19 protein-coding genes are annotated in these 22,068 nt (G+C 40.6%); 16 read left to right on the forward strand and 3 right to left on the reverse strand.

Annotated elements, in window-relative coordinates; translation table 11 throughout:
* Positions 1–31: 31 nt before the first annotated feature.
* Positions 32–3,511, reverse strand: a complete 3,480-nt coding sequence (locus LX92_RS08090; protein ID WP_109649800.1) for a hypothetical protein — start codon at positions 3,509–3,511, stop codon at positions 32–34.
* A 291-nt stretch (positions 3,512–3,802) separates the two neighbouring features.
* On the opposite strand from LX92_RS08090, the gene LX92_RS08095 reads away from it, so the two are divergent.
* The 10 genes from LX92_RS08095 to LX92_RS08140 all read left to right on the forward strand — a co-directional run bounded on the left by LX92_RS08095 (position 3,803) and on the right by LX92_RS08140 (position 16,290).
* On the forward strand, positions 3,803–4,150 hold the full coding sequence (locus LX92_RS08095; RefSeq protein WP_109649801.1) for a VOC family protein: 348 nt from the start codon (positions 3,803–3,805) through the stop codon (positions 4,148–4,150).
* Between the two features lie 181 nt (positions 4,151–4,331).
* Positions 4,332–5,114: an alpha/beta hydrolase family esterase gene (locus LX92_RS08100; RefSeq protein WP_170117813.1), complete on the forward strand. Its 783-nt coding sequence runs from the start codon at positions 4,332–4,334 to the stop codon at positions 5,112–5,114.
* Between the two features lie 251 nt (positions 5,115–5,365).
* Positions 5,366–6,229 (forward strand): mechanosensitive ion channel family protein, encoded by an 864-nt coding sequence (locus LX92_RS08105; protein WP_109649803.1) that lies wholly within the window; start codon positions 5,366–5,368, stop codon positions 6,227–6,229.
* Between the two features lie 53 nt (positions 6,230–6,282).
* A complete protein-coding gene (locus tag LX92_RS08110; RefSeq protein ID WP_109649804.1) occupies positions 6,283–6,816 on the forward strand; it encodes a dihydrofolate reductase family protein in 534 nt (177 codons plus the stop codon).
* Positions 6,817–6,987: 171 nt separating this feature from the next.
* A complete protein-coding gene (locus LX92_RS08115; RefSeq protein WP_109649805.1) occupies positions 6,988–7,653 on the forward strand; it encodes an HAD family hydrolase in 666 nt (221 codons plus the stop codon).
* A 2-nt stretch (positions 7,654–7,655) separates the two neighbouring features.
* Positions 7,656–8,675 carry a 3-dehydro-L-gulonate 2-dehydrogenase gene (yiaK, locus tag LX92_RS08120; protein ID WP_109649806.1) on the forward strand — a complete coding sequence of 340 codons (1,020 nt, stop codon included), beginning with the start codon at positions 7,656–7,658 and terminating at the stop codon, positions 8,673–8,675.
* A 585-nt stretch (positions 8,676–9,260) separates the two neighbouring features.
* Positions 9,261–11,576 (forward strand): chondroitinase-B domain-containing protein, encoded by a 2,316-nt coding sequence (locus tag LX92_RS08125; RefSeq protein WP_109649807.1) that lies wholly within the window; start codon positions 9,261–9,263, stop codon positions 11,574–11,576.
* A gap of 1 nt (position 11,577) precedes the next feature.
* Entirely contained in the window at positions 11,578–13,836 is a 2,259-nt protein-coding gene (locus tag LX92_RS08130; RefSeq protein WP_109649808.1) for a heparinase II/III family protein, read from the forward strand.
* A gap of 74 nt (positions 13,837–13,910) precedes the next feature.
* Positions 13,911–15,125 carry a winged helix-turn-helix domain-containing protein gene (locus LX92_RS08135; protein ID WP_211315846.1) on the forward strand — a complete coding sequence of 405 codons (1,215 nt, stop codon included), beginning with the start codon at positions 13,911–13,913 and terminating at the stop codon, positions 15,123–15,125.
* Between the two features lie 70 nt (positions 15,126–15,195).
* The gene (locus LX92_RS08140; protein ID WP_109649809.1) at positions 15,196–16,290 is read left to right on the forward strand and encodes an SGNH/GDSL hydrolase family protein; all 1,095 of its coding nucleotides are present in this window, start codon (positions 15,196–15,198) and stop codon (positions 16,288–16,290) included.
* Positions 16,291–16,344: 54 nt separating this feature from the next.
* Here LX92_RS08140 and LX92_RS08145 read toward each other — a convergent pair whose 3' ends face one another.
* Positions 16,345–16,665, reverse strand: a complete 321-nt coding sequence (locus tag LX92_RS08145) for a winged helix-turn-helix transcriptional regulator (RefSeq protein WP_109649810.1) — start codon at positions 16,663–16,665, stop codon at positions 16,345–16,347.
* Between the two features lie 137 nt (positions 16,666–16,802).
* On the opposite strand from LX92_RS08145, the gene LX92_RS08150 reads away from it, so the two are divergent.
* Positions 16,803–17,804 carry a YhdH/YhfP family quinone oxidoreductase gene (locus LX92_RS08150; protein ID WP_109649811.1) on the forward strand — a complete coding sequence of 334 codons (1,002 nt, stop codon included), beginning with the start codon at positions 16,803–16,805 and terminating at the stop codon, positions 17,802–17,804.
* A 136-nt stretch (positions 17,805–17,940) separates the two neighbouring features.
* Here the strand turns inward: LX92_RS08150 and LX92_RS08155 are convergent, their stop codons facing one another.
* Entirely contained in the window at positions 17,941–18,417 is a 477-nt protein-coding gene (locus LX92_RS08155) for a Dps family protein (protein WP_109650100.1), read from the reverse strand.
* Between the two features lie 241 nt (positions 18,418–18,658).
* Between LX92_RS08155 and LX92_RS08160 the strand changes: the two genes are divergently transcribed.
* From LX92_RS08160 to LX92_RS08180, 5 genes are all read left to right on the forward strand, one after another.
* On the forward strand, positions 18,659–20,194 hold the full coding sequence (locus LX92_RS08160) for a serine hydrolase (RefSeq protein ID WP_109649812.1): 1,536 nt from the start codon (positions 18,659–18,661) through the stop codon (positions 20,192–20,194).
* A gap of 345 nt (positions 20,195–20,539) precedes the next feature.
* Positions 20,540–20,944, forward strand: coding sequence for a DUF134 domain-containing protein (locus tag LX92_RS08165; protein WP_190263534.1), 405 nt, complete (start codon positions 20,540–20,542; stop codon positions 20,942–20,944).
* 9 nt (positions 20,945–20,953) lie between these two features.
* Entirely contained in the window at positions 20,954–21,271 is a 318-nt protein-coding gene (locus LX92_RS08170) for a NifB/NifX family molybdenum-iron cluster-binding protein (protein ID WP_109649813.1), read from the forward strand.
* Between the two features lie 5 nt (positions 21,272–21,276).
* Positions 21,277–21,516: a DUF5320 domain-containing protein gene (locus tag LX92_RS08175; RefSeq protein ID WP_109649814.1), complete on the forward strand. Its 240-nt coding sequence runs from the start codon at positions 21,277–21,279 to the stop codon at positions 21,514–21,516.
* Positions 21,517–21,618: 102 nt separating this feature from the next.
* Entirely contained in the window at positions 21,619–21,984 is a 366-nt protein-coding gene (locus LX92_RS08180; RefSeq protein WP_109649815.1) for a NifB/NifX family molybdenum-iron cluster-binding protein, read from the forward strand.
* The last annotated feature ends 84 nt before the right edge of the window (positions 21,985–22,068 follow it).

Consider the following 22,068-nt stretch of genomic DNA (forward strand, 5'->3'; position numbering starts at 1 on the left):
TGGAAAAGGGTCTTTACATTACTAATAAAACCTATTTCCTGTATAAAGGGTCGGCGCCAATAGTACCTTCCAAGCTTTTCAGGTAGGTAGGGGAACTGACTTCCTTAAGCGATTTTTCTACATGCTGTAAACGGGTGTTCAAATCCATCTTCGCAACCAATACCGCATTGTTGGGGTCGGAAATAAAACCTTTTAGATAATTGATTTGTTTGGTGTAGAATTGGATGTCCTTCTGCTGTTTTAGCTTTAACCGTTCGGCATACCAATCGCTATGGATAATATACTCCCTTTCAAAATACCCCCGTAATTCAGGGTCGCTCATGTTCTTACCTTCATAATGGCCATAAGCCATGATATGCAATAATATTTTCAAGGGAGGTATCGCCGCCTCGATACTACCATCCTCAAAATACCGCAGTGCAACTTTCTGTTGCGCTTCTACAATATTGGCAATACCGTCAACAAAGTCTTCCATGCCCTGTAATTCCGGTTTTAGCATCTTTTCGTTGAATACGGCATTGGGTTCATCGAACAATCGATTTAAACAGCGTAAAGAGAAGGTACTTGTAATGCGGTACCCTAATCTACTGGCCAATACTTTTTTACCGTTATACTCAAAGTCCTCCAATTTTTCCAGTGAACCATTCGCAATCAAAGCCTTGGGGTCACGATCCTTAGCTTCTAGACGCGCCCAGATTTCAGGGATTAAAAGACTGATGTCATGATCTACCTTATTTTGACCACCCACATAACCGGCGGCCGTACTAAATGCATTGGACTCGGTTAGAATATGGGATAATAGGGCATTATTCAGATCACTTGTAGGGGTGAGCATATTAAACGGCCCTTTGGTCAAGGCTCCTTCGGAGCCCGCGCCTGTGGTTGAGGGGGATTTACCGGTTAGACTGCAAATGAAGTCCATGAACAACTCCGGTGTTTCCTGATAATGGATAGGGTTATAGACGGCTAAAGGTCGTATGCCCGCTTTTTTATCCACGGGATTGTTCCTTCTTCCTGGCAAAACCGCATTTACTACATGGGTCACGGGGTCTTCCGATTTTACCTTTCGGTATAGACGCACGCCTATTTCGCCTAAATAACTGTCTTCGGTTTCATCAATAAATATATTGGGTTCTAAATATCGGGGGTTTTTGGTAGGTTCGCCATTAACGATCCTAGTATGGGAAGGCAATGCGAAGTACTCCTCTTCATTCGGACTATTTACGACACTTACAATCAAGTCTTTAACAGGTTGGGTGTATTTGTCAAAATTGATTGTGTCCTCGTATATTTCAATCGCATCTTTTTTAGTCAACAACTCGTAGTTGGTCAAAAAGACATTGTCTGAAACCAAATCGCGTTCCGCACCCTCATCATAGCCCCTTACAATAGCCTCATCCGGCCGTTGAAACAAATAGGATTCACAGTTGGCAACGACTTTAAGACTTTTGTTCGGATAGGATGGATTTAAATTTTTAAGCTGAGTCCTAGGTAGGGTAATCGATGCCGAGATATCGTCCTCCATTTGGATTTTCGTTGAAGCGGAGAAGTCGGACCGTAGTTTGTTCAGCATCCAACTTCCTTCTTGGTTGAATCCTATACGCACATAGCTACCGACAACCGGATTGTTGTAATACCATAGTTCGGTTCCTTTTTGTCCGTTGATGATTTGAACGGACATGCAGTCCTTCCAGTTCAACTCATCGTGATCCTGTCGATATAACCTTTTTACAAATAAGACCAAGGATCTGATATGCACTGGAATATTGGATATGAATGCATTGTACTCATCATTGTTCTTATCCGATGGTGTCAATAATTTAACGGCGGACCCCAAGGTTCTTCCTTTATCTAAAAAAGATCTTGATGGGGGTAGTGTAGGGTCGTAATCTTTCCAGCGTTTTGAATAATCATATTCAATGATCTCATCGGCCTTTTTAAAGTCCTCTTCAATATTTATGACATTGAACGAATTATAGGTTATGGCATTCAACATCGATTTGGAAATCTCGGATTTCCCCCCGCCGGAAACCGTACAGGGCTTGTGGCAAAAGACTCCCTCGGGAGAGGTATTGACAATTCGCCATAATGAAATTGCCTTGTGTTTCTCTAATCTGAATTTATTTCCTGTGGGGTGTATATACGTTTTAAGCGGTGATAAGATCAGTTTTTGGGTCTTGTTGTTGTACGTCCAGGTAATGCTATTGGTATTTGTGTTGATATAGGCATCCTCGGGTATATAGATCAGGTTTGGATAATTCCTGTCAATCGCATAATTTGAAGTTTTAACCTCGATCCTGTCGCCCAATAATGTTTTAACATCCTCAAAACTGAACTTGTTCCCGAATTTTTCCGAAAAGGCACTGCCATCGACAATGTCTCCCATAACCCCCCTTGGATAGGCTATTGCCCCACCGGAGTGTTCTTCTTCGACCAAACCGAATAAGTTTGCCGAATAGCTGATTTGGGTTTTGATTTCCTTTTTGGAATACCCAAAATAATTGTCGGCAATGAGCGTAACGACCACACCTCGGTCATCCCTACATGTTATTTTAAAGGCACTGCCATCGTTGTACAACTCTTTTTCATCCTTCCAGCACATTCCGTCATTTTTTTGACGCTCCGTCGCATCATTAAAATGGGGTAAGCCTACTTCTTTCTTGGTCAGGGTCTTTAATTGGGGGGCAAGGACGATGCAGCCGGTGTGTCCGGTCCAATGTTCAGTATCCAATGCCGCATCATTTTCTGCCAAATAGGGGTCGCCGGCATTTCCGAAAATGGATTCCACAAAATCCAAATTACTGACCAGGCTTCCTGGGGCAAAAAAACGAACCTCTAAACTCTTTTTAGAAATAACACCCTTGACTTCGGGACATACCATGGGGCGCATTAGAAGTGAAACCATTAATTTGGCCCGATCTTCCTGATTAGCGGTAAAAGGCAATATTTTTAGTTTATCCGAAGGGTTGAAGGCCGCCTTCAAAAAATGCATGAAGGCAATTTTGGGTACTTCCTTTTTGTCTAATGGAACAGGTAGTGTTCCTTCAACGATATGGAACGTTCCTTTGGTAGTCCTTTTGTCATTGACCGGGTTATTTAAAATACCCTGTTTTATACGATACGATGAAATATCGTCACTGATAAACGTGGTGCCATTAGGAGGTAGACTTACTTCCCTGGCATGCCCTTTTTGGTTTAAAACCAAGGTGTCATTGGGTAAACGTATGGTGTCTCCCATCAATACGTCGGCCAAATAATCATTCAAGAATTGTTGGATCCTGGAATCGGCAGGGGAAAGATGGGTTGATAACAATCTTGATTTTTCGCGAAAATTCTGGATCAATCCGTTCGTCAACTCCTGGAATTTCGGATTACAGAACTTTTCTTCTGAATTATCATCGTCTTGGTAAATGGGTTGCCCAAGTGTCGATAATTGTAGGTTAATATATTGTATGGTATCTTTTCTACTCTGTTTGCGCTGTTCAGGATTCGAATTGCCTTCTTTACTCATTTTTTAAGATTTGAATTGTGCATTACACTGCTTGTTAAAATAAGAACATGCACAACCCTTCTTATCTTTAACCTGGTCAACTAAATTGGTTAACCAATTTTTAAAATTACAAAAATAACTTATGGGGAGGGGTATTTTTAGGGAAAAGTCTTGTTGGGTTTGGTATGGAAATATAAATAATCACAAAATTCATTGAACTAAGGCTATTTATAAATAATTTTATAAGCAGCTGCACGGTAAGATGGTTTTTTTTGAGTCAATTTAAAAAAATATCACATAAAAATAATTAGCATGGAAGCCCAGGACAATCATATAAATTATATTGAATTCAAAGCGAAAGACCTTCAGGAAATAAAGGGATTTTACAAAGCCTCGTTTGATTGGACTTTTGTTGATTACGGGGAAACCTATATTGCTTTTTCGGATAGTGGTCTTGAAGGTGGATTTGAAAAAACTGAAAATGAGATAGTAAACGGGGCATTGATTGTTTTATATCATCACAATATTGAATCGATAAAGAATAAGATCATAGAGGTTGGGGGTAGGATCACAAAGGATATTTTTTCTTTTCCTGGCGGTCGTAGATTTCATTTTATGGATCCCTCGGGTAATGAATTGGCAGTGTGGTCAGATAGTTAGATTCCATACCTTAAAGAAGGTCGCTAATCTGATCGGTTGTTTGGTTCTATAATACAACATGCCTTATAATCAGTGTTTTGTGAACAAATTGTCATTCATAATGTTAAAGGGTCAATTGACATCGAAGTTTATTTATGGTATCGCTTTTGTAATGATATTTTTTTATTCTTGCAATAAGCGCATGTATCATGCTATTTACAATCATGATGATCTGGACAGAACATACGTTCTGTATAAACCGGTCAATTTGCCGGAGAATGCACCTTTGGTTTTCGTTCTTCATAGTTATGGGCGTTATGCAAAGGACCATGTGCAAAGTTTACAGCTTGATAGCATCGCTGAGGCAAACAAATTTGCGGTGTGTTATCCGCAAGGGACTATTGATGTCAATACGGGAAAACCATATTGGACCGGAGGGTTGCCTTCTTCCAAAATTGATGATGTGGGATTCTTGACAGGTCTGGCAAAGCATTTGCAAACCAAGTATAACCTCGACCCCAACAGGACTTTCGTCTGTGGTATTTCCAATGGTGGTTTTATGGGCTATACCTTGGCCTGTGAATCCCCGGATGTATTTAAGGCACTCGCTTCCGTTACGGGAACAATGACCGGTCATATTTGGGAAAACCGAAATTCCACACCTCACCCCATACCCGTTCTGCAAATATCCGGAATGACCGATACTGTCGTCCCTATAGATGGAAGCATGTCAACGGAATTTGGTTGGGGCGGGGCACCACATATGGATACCATAATGGATTATTGGGGAGAATTCAATGGGTGTAACCAAGTGGATACCTTATCGATTGCACCCAACATACACGCTTATCGTTACACCAAGGGTTTGAACGATAACGAAGTGTGGTATTATAAGTTGGAAGGTTTTGGCCATGATTTACCCACATTGGATAATTCGGGATTAAACGCTAATGAATTGATATGGCAATTTTTCAGCAGATTTTAATCTTGCACAAGAATTGTTTTAAAACTGGAAGCAATGCTTTTTGGTTGTTGAAATGGGAAGCGTTGATAATTAGGGCATGGGTATTTGTCCCTGATCATGGTATTGATTCAGAAGAGGGATTTTTCTAATTAAAAGATGATTTTAGGGATGATTGAAGTACATTGGTAACTCCTAATAAAATCCTCCCAAGGGGTAAAATGAAATAAACTTGTCTTCCGTCAGACGGTAAAAGGGCTTGAGCAAAATACAATATGGAAACAATAAAGAATTTTTTAGAAATAGAGTTGATTCATATAGGGGAATTCAACCTGCGGGTGTATACACTCGTAACCATCTTGATGATTTTTCTAATGACCAAATTGATATTGTCCCTAATTAAGAAAACACTTTACAGCGGTAGGTATGGGAAACTTGACAAGGGGTCCAGTTATGCGTTATTTCAGATTGTTAAATATGTGTTATGGGTGATTGCCATTGGCTTTGTTTTAGAAACCCTTGGAATAAAATTAACGGTGTTGATAGCAGGGTCCGCAGCCTTACTTGTGGGCATAGGTTTGGGGTTGCAGCAAACCTTTAACGATATCCTGTCGGGGATAATCCTGCTTTCGGAAAAATCCATTAAAATAGAGGATGTCCTGGAAATAGATGGTGATATCGTAAAGATCCAAAGTATTGGACTGCGAACCTCCAAGGCTTTAAATACCGATGATGTTTCCATAATTATTCCAAATTCATTGATTACGACCAATAAGGTTATCAACTGGAGCCATCAGACCATGAAGGCACGTTTTAGAATTGACGTAGGTGTGGCCTACGGTAGTGATATTGATCTGGTCATAAAGGTTCTGGAGGAAAGTGCGTTTGAACATCCTGATGTTTATGATAGGGAATCAACGGAGGCACGATTAGTGAATTTCGGAAATTCATCGTTGGATTTTCAGGTTTTGTTTTTTAGCCAAAGTATTTTCCGAATAGGTAAGGTGAAAAGTGATATACGAAGAAGTATTAGCAGGAAATTCGCGGATCACCATATCGATATACCTTTCCCTCAAGTAGATTTACATGTGAAGTCAAGTTATACTGAAAATAAAAACGCACAGAATAAGATGCCTTAGCCCGGTGTCTTTGTAATAAAATCGGGAATGTTCATATCAAAACGTGGAAAATAATGCAAAAGGTAATTTATTATGTAGCGAGTTCCCTGGATGGGTTTATTGCCGGTGTTAATGATGATATAAGCAAATTTGTTCCCAAAGGTAAGGGGGTGGAAAAGTATTTATCCGATCTACAAAACTTCCAAACCGTTATAATGGGGCGTAGGACTTATGAATTTGGGTATCAATATGGACTCGTACCGGGGCAGCCGGCGTATCCCCATATGGAGCATCATATTTTTTCCGAGACGCTTAAGATCGACACACTTGCCAGTAATGTTCGAATTGAAAGGAAATCGATCGAACGGATCAAGGAAATCAAGGAAGAATCCAAAACAGACATCTATCTATGTGGTGGTGGTCAATTTGCGGGATGGCTTTTAGACCATGGATTGATCGATATCTTGAAGCTAAAATTGAATCCGATCATACTCGGGGATGGAATTCCCCTTTTTGGAAACTCGAAATCCTCATTGGTCGGACATCTGATCGAAAGGGAATCGTTTGATTATGGATTTGAGATCCTAACCTATGACCTGAAAAAATAGCACTGGCCACAATAGGGAATAAAATTATTGTTGGGATCTTGTTTATTCGCAGCGCTGTGCTTACTTTGTATTGTGGCTATTTTTTGAAATGGGGAATCCTTATTTACAAAGCCGTACCGATCTTATACGCAGTACGTAATCTAAGTTGGGTATTCGTAACAAACAAAAGGAATGGAAGAACGGAGTACAATGTTGAAACCTGATGCCTTACTATTCGATATGGATGGGACATTATGGGATGGGGTAAATGCTTATGCACAAGGATTCAATGATTTCTTTAAGGCCCATAAAATTAATCGAACAGTCACAAAAAAGGATTTGTTCAAATATATGGGGATGGAAGAAGAACCCTTTTTGGCGATGATCCTTCCGGAATTCACCGCTATTGAAAGAAAAACTATCTACCAAGAAATAATCGAATTACAATATAAACGTATTGAAACTGATGGGGGTGAATTGTATGAGGGTGTAAAGGCAGGATTATCAAAACTGGCAGAAAAACACAAACTATTTATCGTTAGTAATTGCCCGGAATTTACAATCCAATACTTTATGGATTGGGCCCATATTGGAGCATATATTACGGATACCATGGCCCATGGTATGAATTACAGACCAAAGCATGAAAATATTAAATTCCTCATCGATAAATATCATTTACAAGCACCGATATACATAGGTGATACCGATTCGGACAGAAAGCAATGTGACCTGTTGGATATCCCCTTTGGATTTGTAAGCTATGGATTTGGGGACACGGAGGATTATAATTTACGGTTTGATTCATTTGATGAATTGACGAACTATTTTTATACAGATACGTTGAAAACCATTTAAGGATGACCGAGGAAGCCATACGAATTACGTCCGAACAAATGCAGGATGTGTTTTACAAACTGTTTGTAAAATATGAATTCGCGGAAGGGAAAGCCAAATTACTGGCCAAGGTCTTCACGGAGAGTACTTTGGTTGGCGTAAATTCCCATGGAATCAATAGGCTGCCCCTATTTATTGATTATGTCGAAAAAGGGCTGGTTAAAATTGATGCCGAAGCGGAAAAGGTGGCGACTTTTGGTAGTTTGGAACGCTGGGATGGTAACCTTGGCCCAGGCATTATCAATGCAACAAAGTGTACTAATAGAGCCATAGCATTGGCAAAATCACACGGAATGGGATTGGTGGCATTACGCAATACCAATCACTGGATGAGGGGAGGAACCTACGGCAGGCAGGCAGCAGATGCCGATTGTATTTCAATCCTTTTTACAAATACGCAACCGAACATGCCGCCTTGGGGAGGGAAGGACAGCCGTATAGGCAATAATCCCCTTGTCGTATCAATACCTAGGGAGCAGGGGCATGTGGTGTTGGATATGTCGATTTCACAATTTGCATTCGGTAAGATCAACGACTATAGGTTGAAGGGTGAAAAGCTGCCTTTCCCTGGAGGTTGGGATGCCAATGATGAACTTTCCAATGATCCGGAAAAGATTCTGACAAAAGAACGTGGATTGCCCATTGGCTACTGGAAAGGTTCCGCCCTTTCCATAGTTTTGGATATGCTGGCCACTTTATTATCGGCAGGTGACTCTACAAGTAAAATCGGGACAAGGGAATTTGAAACAGGCATTTCCCAGGTGTATCTCTGTATTTACCCCGCGGTTTTTGGCGATAAAAACCTACAACAAAAGCTCATCGACGAAATCATAACATATACCCATGATGTAGCGCCCATGAATCCCGGGGATAAAACCTATTATCCAGGAGAGCGGAGTGCAATGACCCGAACAAGGAACCTGAAGGAGGGAATCCCTGTCAACAGCAATATTTGGAAAAAGATAATGGCGCTGTCATCGTAAAAAAATCTTTTCGGATCATTTAATAAGCAAGAATTCAATTCGGACACAACCATATGTAAAAACCTGTTATAGGGTTTTTGAAACAGGTTTTATTCTGTTTTCAATGATTTTTTATACCTGCCATACATCTGTATCGTAACCGCTAAGTAATTCAATAATCAATAAGGGAATATTTGGAAACGAGTAGGTTTTGATATGCTATACAGCGCTATTATAAAAACTTGGACTTCATTTTTTGCCAACGCCGGACACAGAGGACACTGGTGTGTGGTGCCTAACTATGAACATTCAAATATAATTGACAAGATAATTAGCCAATGATTGGGCTAACTGAATAATGTTTGTACATTTATAAAATGAAATTGGTTAACCAATTTTTATGTATCGTATAAACCTATGTTTTATTCTAGAATATCCGTAGTAAATAAACCGGTTTTAAAGTCCATTCCCTTTCGGTTGCCGAGCAGTCGAATACCAGCTATTGGTTTAAAGGGAATGTGTTCCGACTTTAATGTTCTTCGTCAAACTTTAAATGGCGGTCACCGATCATCAAATAGAAACATAACAAATCAATTATATAAATTCATGAAATATTCTGTAATCCTCTCTCTTGTTTTTCTTCTAATCAGCAGTTGTAAAGATTCAGGAACCCAATCTTCCTCGATGGTCACTACCAAAGACGAGCTGCATAATGCGCTGACGAACGCCAAGCCCGGTGATGAAATAGTACTCGCCAATGGGGTTTGGGAAGACGTTGAAATCCGCATGACGTCCAGTGGTACAAAAGATAAACCAATTACCTTAAGGGCCGAAACATCGGGACAAGTCTTGATTCAAGGAGAGTCTGACCTCAAATTGGGGGGCGATTATCTTATCGTTGACGGATTGTACTTTGTCAACGGTCATTCCCCCTCCAATGCGGTAATAGAATACGCAGTGAGCAAAGACAGCGTGGCTAATCATAGCAAAGTCACCAATTGTGTGATCAAAGACTTTAATAAACCACAACGAAACCTGAAGGATCTATGGGTCTTGTTCAAGGGAAGAAACAACCAATTGGATCATAGTTATTTGGCAGGTAAGTCCAATGGAGGGCCAACAGTACGTGTAGACTTGGCCGGTAACCAGAATATAAACAACCATCACAAGATCATTAACAACCATTTTGGTCCACGGCCACCGAAAGGAGGACCCAGCGCTGAGAGTATTCAATTGGGTAATAGTTTTACCTCTATGTGTCCCAGTTATACGTTGGTGGCCAATAATTTGTTTGAAAAGTGTGACGGTGAGGTTGAGATCATATCCAGTAAAACAAACTTCAATGAATTTAGGAACAACGTATTTTATAAAAGTGAAGGCTCTTTGGTCACCAGACATGGAAATTACTGTACCATCGATGGTAATTACTTCATTGGTGACGGGGTGTCCCCGAATTATGGTGGAATTAGGCTAATAGGTACAGGGCATATAGCAACCAATAACTATTTCTATAATCTAAGAGGGCAGAATTTCAGAAGTCCATTGGCTGTAATGAACGGCATTCCCAAGTCCCCATTAAATAGGTATATACAAGTGACCGATGTTGTTGTCGCTTATAATTCATGGGTCGATTGTACTTCGCCATGGCAATTTGGCGTGGGAACCAATGTGAGCCAGAAAGATGTGTTGCCTGCTTCCGAGATCCGTTCTGCCCGACCAATCAGGACTCTAATGGCCAATAATCTTATCTATAATGCGAAAGGGGACAAAGCCCCGATTGTCGCCCATGACCTTCTGGATGGTATCGAATTTAAAAATAATATCATCAACAATCAGGGTGTGGCTTTTGAGCCTAGTGATGCACTAGAGTCAAAATCCTTTACTTTGACTGAGTTAAGTGAAAATATTTGGGTACCCAGTACCGATTTTCCGGACGTACCCGTCTATAATGGTTTTGGATTTGATGAATTTGAAAAAGACCTGTTCGGGGTCTCTAGGAAGGACAATAATGCTGTGGGAGCAATCGTAGGAAAACCCAATGAAGCCCCATCTATCCTTGATAATGGCCATTATGGTCCAACGTGGTATGATGCAAATCCGTCTAAAGCGGAGCCAAAAACACATGTGGTAAATCCTTCAATGAACTTGGCGGATGTTATTTCAAAAGCCCAAGATGGAGATATTATAACACTTGAAACTGGTGATTATGAAATCGCTTCTTCGTTGAATATTGATAAAACCTTGATCATACAATCAGGTATATCCGACGGAAGTGCCACCCTTTTTTATAAAGGAGCTATGAGAACACCCTTGTTCCAAATGAACCCTAAAGGAAACCTTACAATAAAAGGAGTGAGCCTTAGCGGGGATATGGAGCAATATGCTTTTGCGAGCCTGAAGGAGAACATGTCCAGCAAGTACGATTTAACGGTTGAAAATTGCAACATCGAAACGTTTGATTATATCCTAAAAGCCTATAAATATTCCTTTGCGGAAAATATTACCTTTAACAACACCATCTTTAAGAATTGCCAAAACGGAATGGAATTATCCGAGGAAAAGGAGGATAAGGGAGAATACAATGCGGAAAATATCACGATTAAGAATTGTTATTTCGACGGGGTAAAAGAAAATGTAATAGACTATTACCGGGGAGGTTATGACGAGTCTACCGTTGGAGGAACGTTGTTGGTCAACAACAGTACGTTTTCAAACTGTGGGGCAGAGGAGAAAAATGGCATTTTATTGAATACCTATGGTATCGTCAATGTGGATATTTCAGGGAATACTTTTGTCGACAATAATGTTAAACTGATAGCCCAACTTTGGGGAGCGAAGAACAATACACATTCCAACAATAAAATCAATAACTCAGGAAAAATAGCGGTAGAAGAAAACCTGAAACTCAATTTACTCTATTAATATGAAGTGCTATCAACGACTAGGTCTTTTACTTCTTTTTTTGACTCTTGTTCATTCAGAAGTCAAGGCACAGGTACTACCTGATCAACGGGTATTGGACATCGAAGAGCTTGCCGATTATTTGAAACCCGAGACGCGTGGACAATTACAGGCAAACGGGGAAATAACAACGGAATCGCTGGCTGCATATTTTCGGGAACGGTTTTCGGAACGTTTCTTTTATGATTACAAAGGGTTTGATGGTCGTCTTGAGACCTACAATTCGCTTTATGGGAATGAAGCTGCGCATAAAGCCAGGGCCATGGATCACTTTAATAAATACCCTGCCGCCACCCAGTGGGTATTGCCTTTTGATTATTTGAATGGGGAGCCGGTAAATGCGTATGCGCTACGTCATTTGGCAAGGCAGCATAAAATGGTAGACCTAGCCTTGCTATATTTTAATGAAGGTAGGGATCCGAAATACATAAAGTATTTTGTGAATCAGATGAAGTCCATGAATACGGCGTTGGAGTTGGGCGATTATGAGAAAATCGAAGATGGAAATGGCATTTATGAAACCTTTCGTTCTGGTTATCGGATTTCGAATTGGCTTTGGATCCATAATATGTTCTTAAGCGAACCGGCGTATACCGATGCAGATCAGTTACAGACGGTTGCGACCTTATTGCAACATGGCCAACATTTATACGAACGTAATGAAGGGTTTGTGCCAGGTAATCATCAAACCAAGGGAATGTCGGGTCTAGCCGTTTTGTCGATCCTGTTTCGTGATTTTGAAGGTACCGATAAATGGTACGATAGGGCAATGTTGAGGTTAAGTGAGCATTTGGATAAAGAGATCAATCCGGATGGATTCCAGTTCGAAAGGTCAGTACATTACCATATGAGCGATATCAACAATTATTTCTATGTGTATCAATTGGCTCAAATCAATAAGATAACCGTTGCTGAAACTTGGGAGCAAAAACTCAAGTCCCTGTTCAGTACCCTTGTGAAAATTGCGTATCCGGACAAAAGTGCTCCTGTACTCCAGGATGATACTGAAATTCCATGGGCAGAAAAAAATGATATCTCAGGGGCAATGACACTCGGGTATGTTTTGTTCAACGATCCTGAATTTGGATACTTTGCGACAGATAAGGTCGATGAAGGCATGTATTGGTTTTTAAGTAATCGGCAAGTAGAACAATTAAGGGATATTGGGAAGAAGCGACCCTCCTACGGATCACTTGCTTTAGAGGATACCCACTATTATATCATGAGGCAAGGGTGGGAGCCCAATGATAAAATGATGGTGGTCAGTGCCGGATTGGATGCTGATAAACCGGACCACCAACATGGCGATATGTTGGGAATACAGGCGATTGCCAACGGTCAAGTGGTATTGCCCAACTACCAGGTACGCTACTCCCTTGATGATTTTGAACTGTTCAAAAATTCAATGGTGAAGAATGTGGCCCTTATTGACGATGAATTACAGGGTAAGCAATGGACCTCCAATAAAGGTGGGAGTGGATTTGGTAAGTTTAAGGAATTGCCCCATCCGAAAGTAATTGCATGGGAAAGTAATGATAGGTTCGATCTCTTTGTGGGGAGTCATGATGGGTTCGAGACAAAGGATGTAGCCTATACAAGGCAGGTTCTTTATTGTAAGGATGGATTCTGGATTGTCAAGGACAATTTCCAATCGAATGGCACCCACGATTACAAACAAGTTTGGCAGGGACATTATACTACCGAATTGGCCCCAAAAATCTTAAGGGCCTCTTTTCCGGATGCGGCATGTTGTGATATACTTCAATTGAATGAGGTGGATACGGCAAAAACCTCAGGAAGCCGTGGTAAGAATTGGACAGTGGTCTCCAAAGCAAAGGAGGGGGATTTCAACTTCCTGACCATAATTTTCCCCTACAAAGGTTATAGTAATCGCATTGATGAAACCAAGCAGCAGGTCTTGCTCAATGATTGGGTGGTGAATGATGGTACATGGCAATTGGAAGGATCAAGAGCAAATGTCATCCATAAAGGGGATGAAGCCTTCCTCTTCGGAATAAGGCAAGTAAAACTAGAGCAGCTTACCATTCAGGCTTCCCAAGAAACGGACCTCTATATTTCATTGCAAGGGAATAAACTGGAAGCGTGGTTGCTGGGGGATTCAAAAACAACCCTAACCTTTAAAAAAGGAAAGAAAAGGAATAAAAATATGACTACCGTTGAGCTTGTACCTGGGGAGCATTCTTTTGTTGATTTGGATTAAAGGCAAGTTTAAGTGCCAGGAGTCGTAGCGGGAAGCAGTAACAATCCTTATATTGCCACTGCAAGAAGTATTCAATGAGCAAGAGTTTGGAAGCACTTACGATTCAACAAGCGAGAAAATTGGTGTTACTGTCCCAAAGGGTCCCGCCGATAAAACACCAAGGGAATGCCTTGGAAGCAACCTTAAATGCCATTGAGCATCTTGGGTATATACAGATCGACACAATATCGGCCGTTCAACGGGCACACCACCATACCCTGTATAGTCGGAACCCTCGATATAAAACGACCCACCTTGAAACGTTGATGGGTCAAAAACGGATTTTCGAATATTGGTCCCATGCGGCGGCCTATTTACCCATGAAGGATTTCCGTTTTAGCTTGCCAAGAAAACAGGCTATTGCAACAGGTAAAGAGAACCATTGGTATAAGCGTAACGAACGGTTAATGCAGTCGGTACTTCGTAGAATAACTGACGAAGGACCTTTGATGGCCAGGGATTTTAATCATAAAGGTAATAAATTAGGGGCTTGGGAGACTAAATCGGCCAAACAGGCCTTAGAGAACCTGTATATGCAAGGTGAGCTTATGGTTTCATCCAGAAATAATTTTCATAAAATCTATGACCTGACCGAACGGGTATTGCCCGAACATGTGGATACTACCATGCCGGGAGAAGTAGAATATGCACGTTTTTTGATTACCCGATTTCTTGGGGCAAACGGTTTGGGACTAGCTTCTGAAATAGCCTATTTGTTAAAGAACACCAAGCAACAGGTGCGTCATACCTTGGAAGAAATGACCTTGAATGGGGAAGTACTCCAAATTATGGTCAACAATACCGTTTACTATGCCTTAGCAACATCACTAGAGCTCTTGAACAGACCCTTGGGGCGAAGTAAACTCAAAATATTATCACCTTTCGATAATCTTCTTATTCAGCGTAAACGAACAAAGCAGCTGTTTGGTTTCGACTATTTACTCGAATGTTATGTGCCCGGCCCAAAACGAAAATTCGGATATTTCGTTCTTCCGATACTGTGGAAGGGTAGGTTAATGGCCCGTATGGATTGTAAGGCGGACAGGAAAAATTCCGTACTACATATCCATTCGATTTTCCTAGAGCCAGAACTTATTGATATAGAGGGTTTTGTAGCGGCATTTATTAAGGAATTGGCGGCATTTATGCAATTCAATGATTGTGAAACCATACAGCTTCACACCGTTAGTCCGACTAATTTAAAAACCATATTCCAAAAATCGATTGACCAAATGGTTTCTTTGGAGTAACTTGCTTTTTTAAGGGAGTACAAGGGATTTCCAAGAATGGATTATTGAATTATATACGCATACAAAAAGGATGTTGGCAAGAAAAAGAAGCATTTTCGTATTAATGGGACTATGGGTCATTGCGGCTTGTTCGAGTACAGAGAAAGTCCAGGTTGTGGAGTACTCCCATTCAAAAATACAGTACGAAGGGAGGATCGATACGACAAAAAGTGGGGCTGCGGTATTGTATTGGTCAGGAACTTCGATAAAAATGAATTTTGAGGGGGAGTCAATCGCTGCGATCATGCAAGATGAAGAAGGGGATAATTATTTCAACGTGATCGTTGATAATGAGGAACCTTTTATTTTACGTCCCGATACGATTAAAAAGTCCTATCCTTTGGCATCCGGATTATCAAAAGGGAAACATACCATAGAGGTTTTTAAAAGAACCGAATGGGATCGGGGAAAGACCCTATTTTATGGTTTTAATATAGCAGGAAGTGCAACCGTACTGCCCAAACCCTTGCCTAAGAAAAGGAAAATCGAGTTTTATGGGAATTCGATCACCGCGGGCAATGCCGTTGAGGATACCTCGGGTGCTGATTTATCAGATAGTACGTATACCAATAATTATCGTAGCTATGCACGATTAACGGCTAAACATTTTGATGCGGAATATCGCTGCATATGCAGAAGTGGTATTGGGATTACCATCAGTTGGTTTCCATTGACAATGCCAGAACTTTACGATAGACTGGATCCCGAAGACCCGACGAGTACATGGGATTTTTCAAAATACACTCCCGATATTGTAGTAATCAATTTGATGCAGAACGATTCCTGGTTGGTAGGGATGCCTGATCATGCGGAATTCAAGGCTAAATTTGGTACCCAACCGCCCACCGAGGAGTTTATAGTGGATGCGTATGCACAATTTGTACGTAACATCCGAAAAGAGTACCCCAAGGCACATATTGTTTGTATGCTGGGTAATATGGATGTTACCGATAAAGGCTCTAAATGGCCAGGGTATGTTGAACGGGCTGTTGGGGCGATAAATGATCCGAAGATATATACCCATTTTGTACCGTACAAAAACACGCCAGGGCATCCGAATATAGCCGAACAGAAAGAATTATCCCAAAGCCTGATTCAATTTATTGAAGGACATATAGCTTGGTAAGTACGGCGAAAAAAAGAAGTTGCTTGTCTCTTCGCGTAATGTGAATGTAACGATTCAGGAATTCTCAATACTTTTTTCGAAAAGGATTCCGCCTTTGTACATTCCTTTTAGAACAGGGTGGATTTCCCTGCCCAGGGCCGTTAGACTATATTCAACACGTGGAGGAACCTCGGGATAAGCTTTTCGGTCTATTAAACCATCCTCTTCCAATTCCTTAAGTTGTTTGGTAAGCATTCGTTCACTAATATCGGTCAACAATTTGGCCAATTCATTATACCTTTTGTTGCCTTGAAAAAGGTGAAGAATAATGGTAGCTTTTCTTTTTCCTTTAACCACATTTACAAACGTATCGATCGGGCAATAACTTTTTTTCATTTTTTTTCTGTCTTCAAAGCGTTGAAAATGTTCAATTCGGAACTAAATGTTCGTAAGTGTATAATTTGTAAGTTGTTGATAATTAATGCTTTTATGTTGATATTTGCCAAATATAAGGGTTTTTAAATATACTAAAGATGAAGCTAAACACCATTGCGTTCAAAGCGTTTGTAGTTGAAGAGAAAGATGGAGCCTATGTAAGGGAAATAAAAATGAGGACAGTAAATGATTTGCCAGAAGGGGATGTGTTGATAAAAGTACATTATTCTGCCCTTAATTATAAAGATGCCTTGTCGGCTAGTGGTAACAAAGGGGTGACGAGAAACTATCCGCATACACCTGGCGTAGATGCGGTAGGTACCGTGGTAGCCTCGAATTCCGAAACATTTAGGCCAGACGATAAGGTAATCGTAACCAGTTATGATTTGGGAATGAATACCGATGGCGGTTTTGGGGAATATATTAGAGTGCCGAAAGATTGGGTGGTTAAACTACCGGAAAATTTGGACATGAAAGAGGCGATGATTATTGGTACGGCGGGTTTGACTGCGGGAATGTCAGTTTTAAGACTTTCACAATTGACCAAACCGGAAGATGGTAAAATCGTTGTTTCAGGAGCGACGGGTGGGGTTGGAGCTTTAAGTGTATCAATTTTAAGCAAATTGGGATATACGGTTGTAGCGATTACCGGAAAGGAATCGGAACGTGATTACCTCCATAAATTAGGGGCCAAAGAAATACTATTGCGTGGCGAAATTGAGAATTTTGATAAAAAACCATTGTTGAGACCTTTGTTTGCCGGGGGTGTAGATACGGTGGGGGGCGTAATTTTAGAGAACATAATCAAAGCGACCCAGCCGATGGGCGTGGTTACTGCCTGTGGTAATGTTGCTTCGCCAAAGCTTGAATTGACGGTATTCCCTTTTATTTTAAGAGGGGTGACTTTAATTGGGATAGATTCTCAGGATTATCCAATGGCTTACCGGGAACAAGTGTGGAAAAAACTTTCCAAGGATTGGAAACCCGAAACATTGGGGGATACCTGCACTGTAATAACATTGAAAGAATTGGATGAAAAGATCGACCTAATGCTTGCTGGAAAATTAAAGGGAAGAACGGTGATTGATATGGGGGTGTAAATGGGCAGTCTTGTAAGAGGCATATGAAGAAGATCTAGGAGTTAGCCCCCATTTTTTTTAAGAAGCACTTAGGTAAATAACAAAAAAAGCAAGAACAATCTGTTCTTGCTTTTTTTTATGGATGATTTTCGATGTATTAACTTAAGAATGACTCGAGCATCCAAATGTGTTTCTCTTGATTCGAAATGAAATCGCTCACCAAATTGGCAGTGGCCTCATCGGAACTTTCACCGGCTTTTTCCAAAATTTCCCGCTCTTTTCGTAATAGGAATTTCAAATTCCCCAAAACTAAGGCTACACCTTCTTCGCCCTTGGATACATGCTTTGCAACTTCAAGGGTTTTGTTGGACAAATAATCTTCATAGGTATGTAAGGGACTTGAGCCAATGGCCAAAATACGTTCTGCGATTTCATCGATCATCTCGTCAGCCTCATTGTACAATTCCTCATATTTTTCATGTAATAAGAAGAAGTTTCTTCCTTTTATGTTCCAATGCAATCCCCTCAGATTCATATTGTAGATTTGTGCATCGGATAAGAGTGCATTGAGGTCTTTGGTTATTGTAGTTTTATAATCCTGTGTTTTTACTGTTGTTACTTCCAAGGTTTCCATATGTTTATGTTTTATGGGTGTAAAGGTACTTCCAGGCCTCATGCTTAAGTGTAACCTTGGTTACCTAGGTCATCATTATTGGTTATTTGTGTATTTGTAAAATCTATGTGAATAAGAAATAGTATAATCTATTTCTATTCATCCTCTTTTCTGTTATGTTCCCAATTTCATTCTAATAAGTTAACTTTAAAGGATTGGAATAGGTCGGTCATCATAATAACAATACCTAAATTTTTATACCATGAAAAAGTTTCTTTATCTCTTTATTTTCTCTTTCTTTATTTCGATAGGTATTCAAGGACAGGAAAAAAAGCAAGTAGATCTTAAGGCCCTTGATAACTATTTTGCCAAAATGGTTAAGGATTGGGATGTGCCAGGAGCGTCAATAGGTATTGTAAAGGATGGGAAACTTGTTTTTACGGGAAACTATGGTGTTTTGGAAAAAGGGAAGAAAGGAAAGCCCAATGCCCAGACCCTATATGCCATTGCTTCCAACTCCAAGGCATTTACCTCGGCCATTATAGGGATGTTGGTACAGGAAGGTAAATTGGATTGGAATGATAAGGTAAAGAAGTACTTGCCTTATTTTGCCATGTACGATCCATGGGTGAGCGAACATATTACCATTCGGGATATTCTAAGCCATCGTGTGGGTTTGGGTACTTTCAGTGGCGATAATATTTGGTATAAGTCGAATTTTACGGCCAAGGAAATCATAGAACGGATCCAATATGTGCCACAGGCCTACGAATTTAGGTCTGGTTATGGGTATTCCAACCTAATGTATATTACGGCTGGCGAAATCATTAAGACCATAACGGGTAAAAGTTGGGGGGAAAATGTGAAAGAACGCATTTTAGAACCCCTAGGGATGGATCGTAGCATCTATTCCTTGAAAGATCTGGATAGTAAGGGCAACTATGCCCAACCACATGCCAGAAAGAATGATGAGAATTATGTGATTCCTTGGGTAGATTGGGAAAATGTGGGGGCTACGGGTGGACTCATTTCCAGCGTTGGGGATATTTCAAAATGGATGATCTTTAATTTGAACAATGGTGTTCACAACGGCGATACCCTTTTGACCAAGGCTACCCGGAATATGGTGTGGACACCCCACAACAATTTTAAGGTGGACCATACTGCCGATAACGACTTCGATAGGCATTTTAGTGGTTACGGACTGGGATGGGGCCTTAGTGATTATCATGGGAGAATGCGGGTAGGTCATACCGGGGGATATGATGGATTTATCACTGCCATTAATTTGATTCCTGATGAAAATTTGGGCGTGGTTGTATTGACGAACGGAGTGAAAAGTCCGATCATGGCGGCATCCTATTATGCCTTGGATACCTTTTTAGGTATCGAAAATGGCAAAGATTGGTCTGCCGATTTGCTGGAAAGAACCAATAAGCATGCAGCCTCCGATACCCGTATTGCCGACCGAAAGTCAAAAAGGGTCCTTGGTACCAAACCTTCCGTAGCGTTAGATAAAATGGTAGGGGATTACACTTCTGATTTATGTGGCAAGATCAGTATTGGGGAAAACAATGGGGAATTGAGATTGGTGTTTGATAATCATCCCTTATTGTCCGCAAAACTCACCCATTGGCATTATGATGTCTGGGAAATACATTGGGACCACCCACAGGCATGGTTTGGTTTTGGTACCATCAAATTGAGGACCGACAATAACTTAAAGGTACTCGGTTTTGATTTTGACGTACCGAATGATGATTTCTTTTTTGAGGAATTAAAACCTTATAAGCGATAAACAGAAAGTTCATCCATACAATACTTCATGTTTTTACCATAGTCAAGATAGCTAGGATTGTGGACAAAGCTCTAAAGGGTTCTTGCATTCCTAAAGAGACAAGCTCCCACATATCAAGGGTGACCCCTGTTTATCAATAGGGTAATGTTTTGGTGCTGTTGGTGGAACCAACCCCTGTTTCCAAAATCAATACTGACCATGCCACCGGTTCCATGGTTTTTTAAAATGCCATACACCCATGGGGGAAAATAGGAATGCAATAATATTTTAATTTTTTAGTATTATGAGAATATTCTCATTACTTTTGTTGTGTCAATAGTTCGAATCAATAATCCAATTGACTGTATGTCTAGACCAAAAACATTGCGCAAAGTAGTCGCACCGCCCAATTTTAAAGGATATAAGCCTTATGGAACCCATGCGGGGACCAGGGATTCCGTGGAATTGTTATATGAGGAGTATGAAGCTATTAAACTGGCTGATTATGATTTGATGAATCACTTGGAAGCCTCTAAGCTCATGGGGATATCAAGGCCGACTTTTGCACGGATTTATGAAACGGCAAGAAGAAAGATTGCCAAGGCTTTTGTTGAGGCAATAGAAATCAAAACGGTTTACGGGGATGCGCTCTTGGATAAACATTGGTATGTCTGTGATGATTGTCAAACGCGGTTTACCATACCAAAGACCATAGAGGAACATCAATGCCCTTTGTGTAAATCCGAACAGATAGAACTTTTAAACACCTAGTATTAGATTATGAAAACTGTAATAACATCTTCCGGAGAGAATAATTTGGCCCAATTCGACAAAAGATTTGGAAGGGCTGCTTGGTTTTGTGTTTTTGATGAAGAAACAAAAGAGACCATTTTTATAAAAAACACAAATACCAATTCTAGCAATGGAGCGGGAACAAAGGCTGCGGAACAAATTGTGTCCATGAATGTCCAAAAAGTCATTTCCGGCGATTTTGGTCCTAAGGCCAAAGACCTTTTGGATAAGTTTAATGTGCAAATGGTCATTATCCAAGATAATGATGTAACCGTCCAAGGGATTATTGAAAAATTAACAACGTAAAAACGATGCCAGGATTAAATAGAAAAGGCCCACAGGGACAAGGTCCACGTACGGGCAAGGGATTAGGGAAATGCAATTCCAAAAACAGGAACAATGATGGCGACAATGTAGCCGAGGATGGCCTTGGTGCTTCAGGCAGGGGGCATGGACACGGTAGGGGACAAGGACAAGGACACGGAAGAGGAAAAGGTCAGGGCTGCGGATGCGGACAGCATAAAAGTAGTTCGGTCGACAATGAAGGGTAGTTTCCTTTTATCCCTTAAAAAGTGAATACGGTGATATCAATCACAATAAAATAAATCGATAAACCAAACCCCGAATACAATTTGGGGATTAAAATGTAAACAATGAAAAAAATCGCAATACCAGTTGATGGGGAAGGAATGCTTGATGCTCATTTTGGGCATTGCAAGTTCTTTATGGTTTTTACCGAGGAAAATGGGCAGATTATTGCCCAAGACAGAATAATACCTCCACCCCACGAACCTGGGGTATTGCCTAAATGGCTTTCGGAAAAGGGTGTTACCGATATTATTACCGGAGGTATGGGGAAAATGGCCTTGGATTTATTCAATCAAAGAGGGGTAAATACATTTGTCGGGGCACCACAAAAATCATCCTTCGATTTGGTACAGGGTTTTATGGGCAATACATTGAGCCTTACAGCCAATTATTGTAACCATGAACACGAGGAAGGCTGTAGTGGTCACTGATCGTAAATACTACAACCCCAGAGCGTAACCACCAGGGATTTTCTTATGAATTCCCTGGTTTTTAAAAGAGATGAACTTCCATAA

The organism is Maribacter polysiphoniae (assembly GCF_003148665.1).
Taxonomy (GTDB): Bacteria; Bacteroidota; Bacteroidia; order Flavobacteriales; family Flavobacteriaceae; genus Maribacter_A; species Maribacter_A polysiphoniae.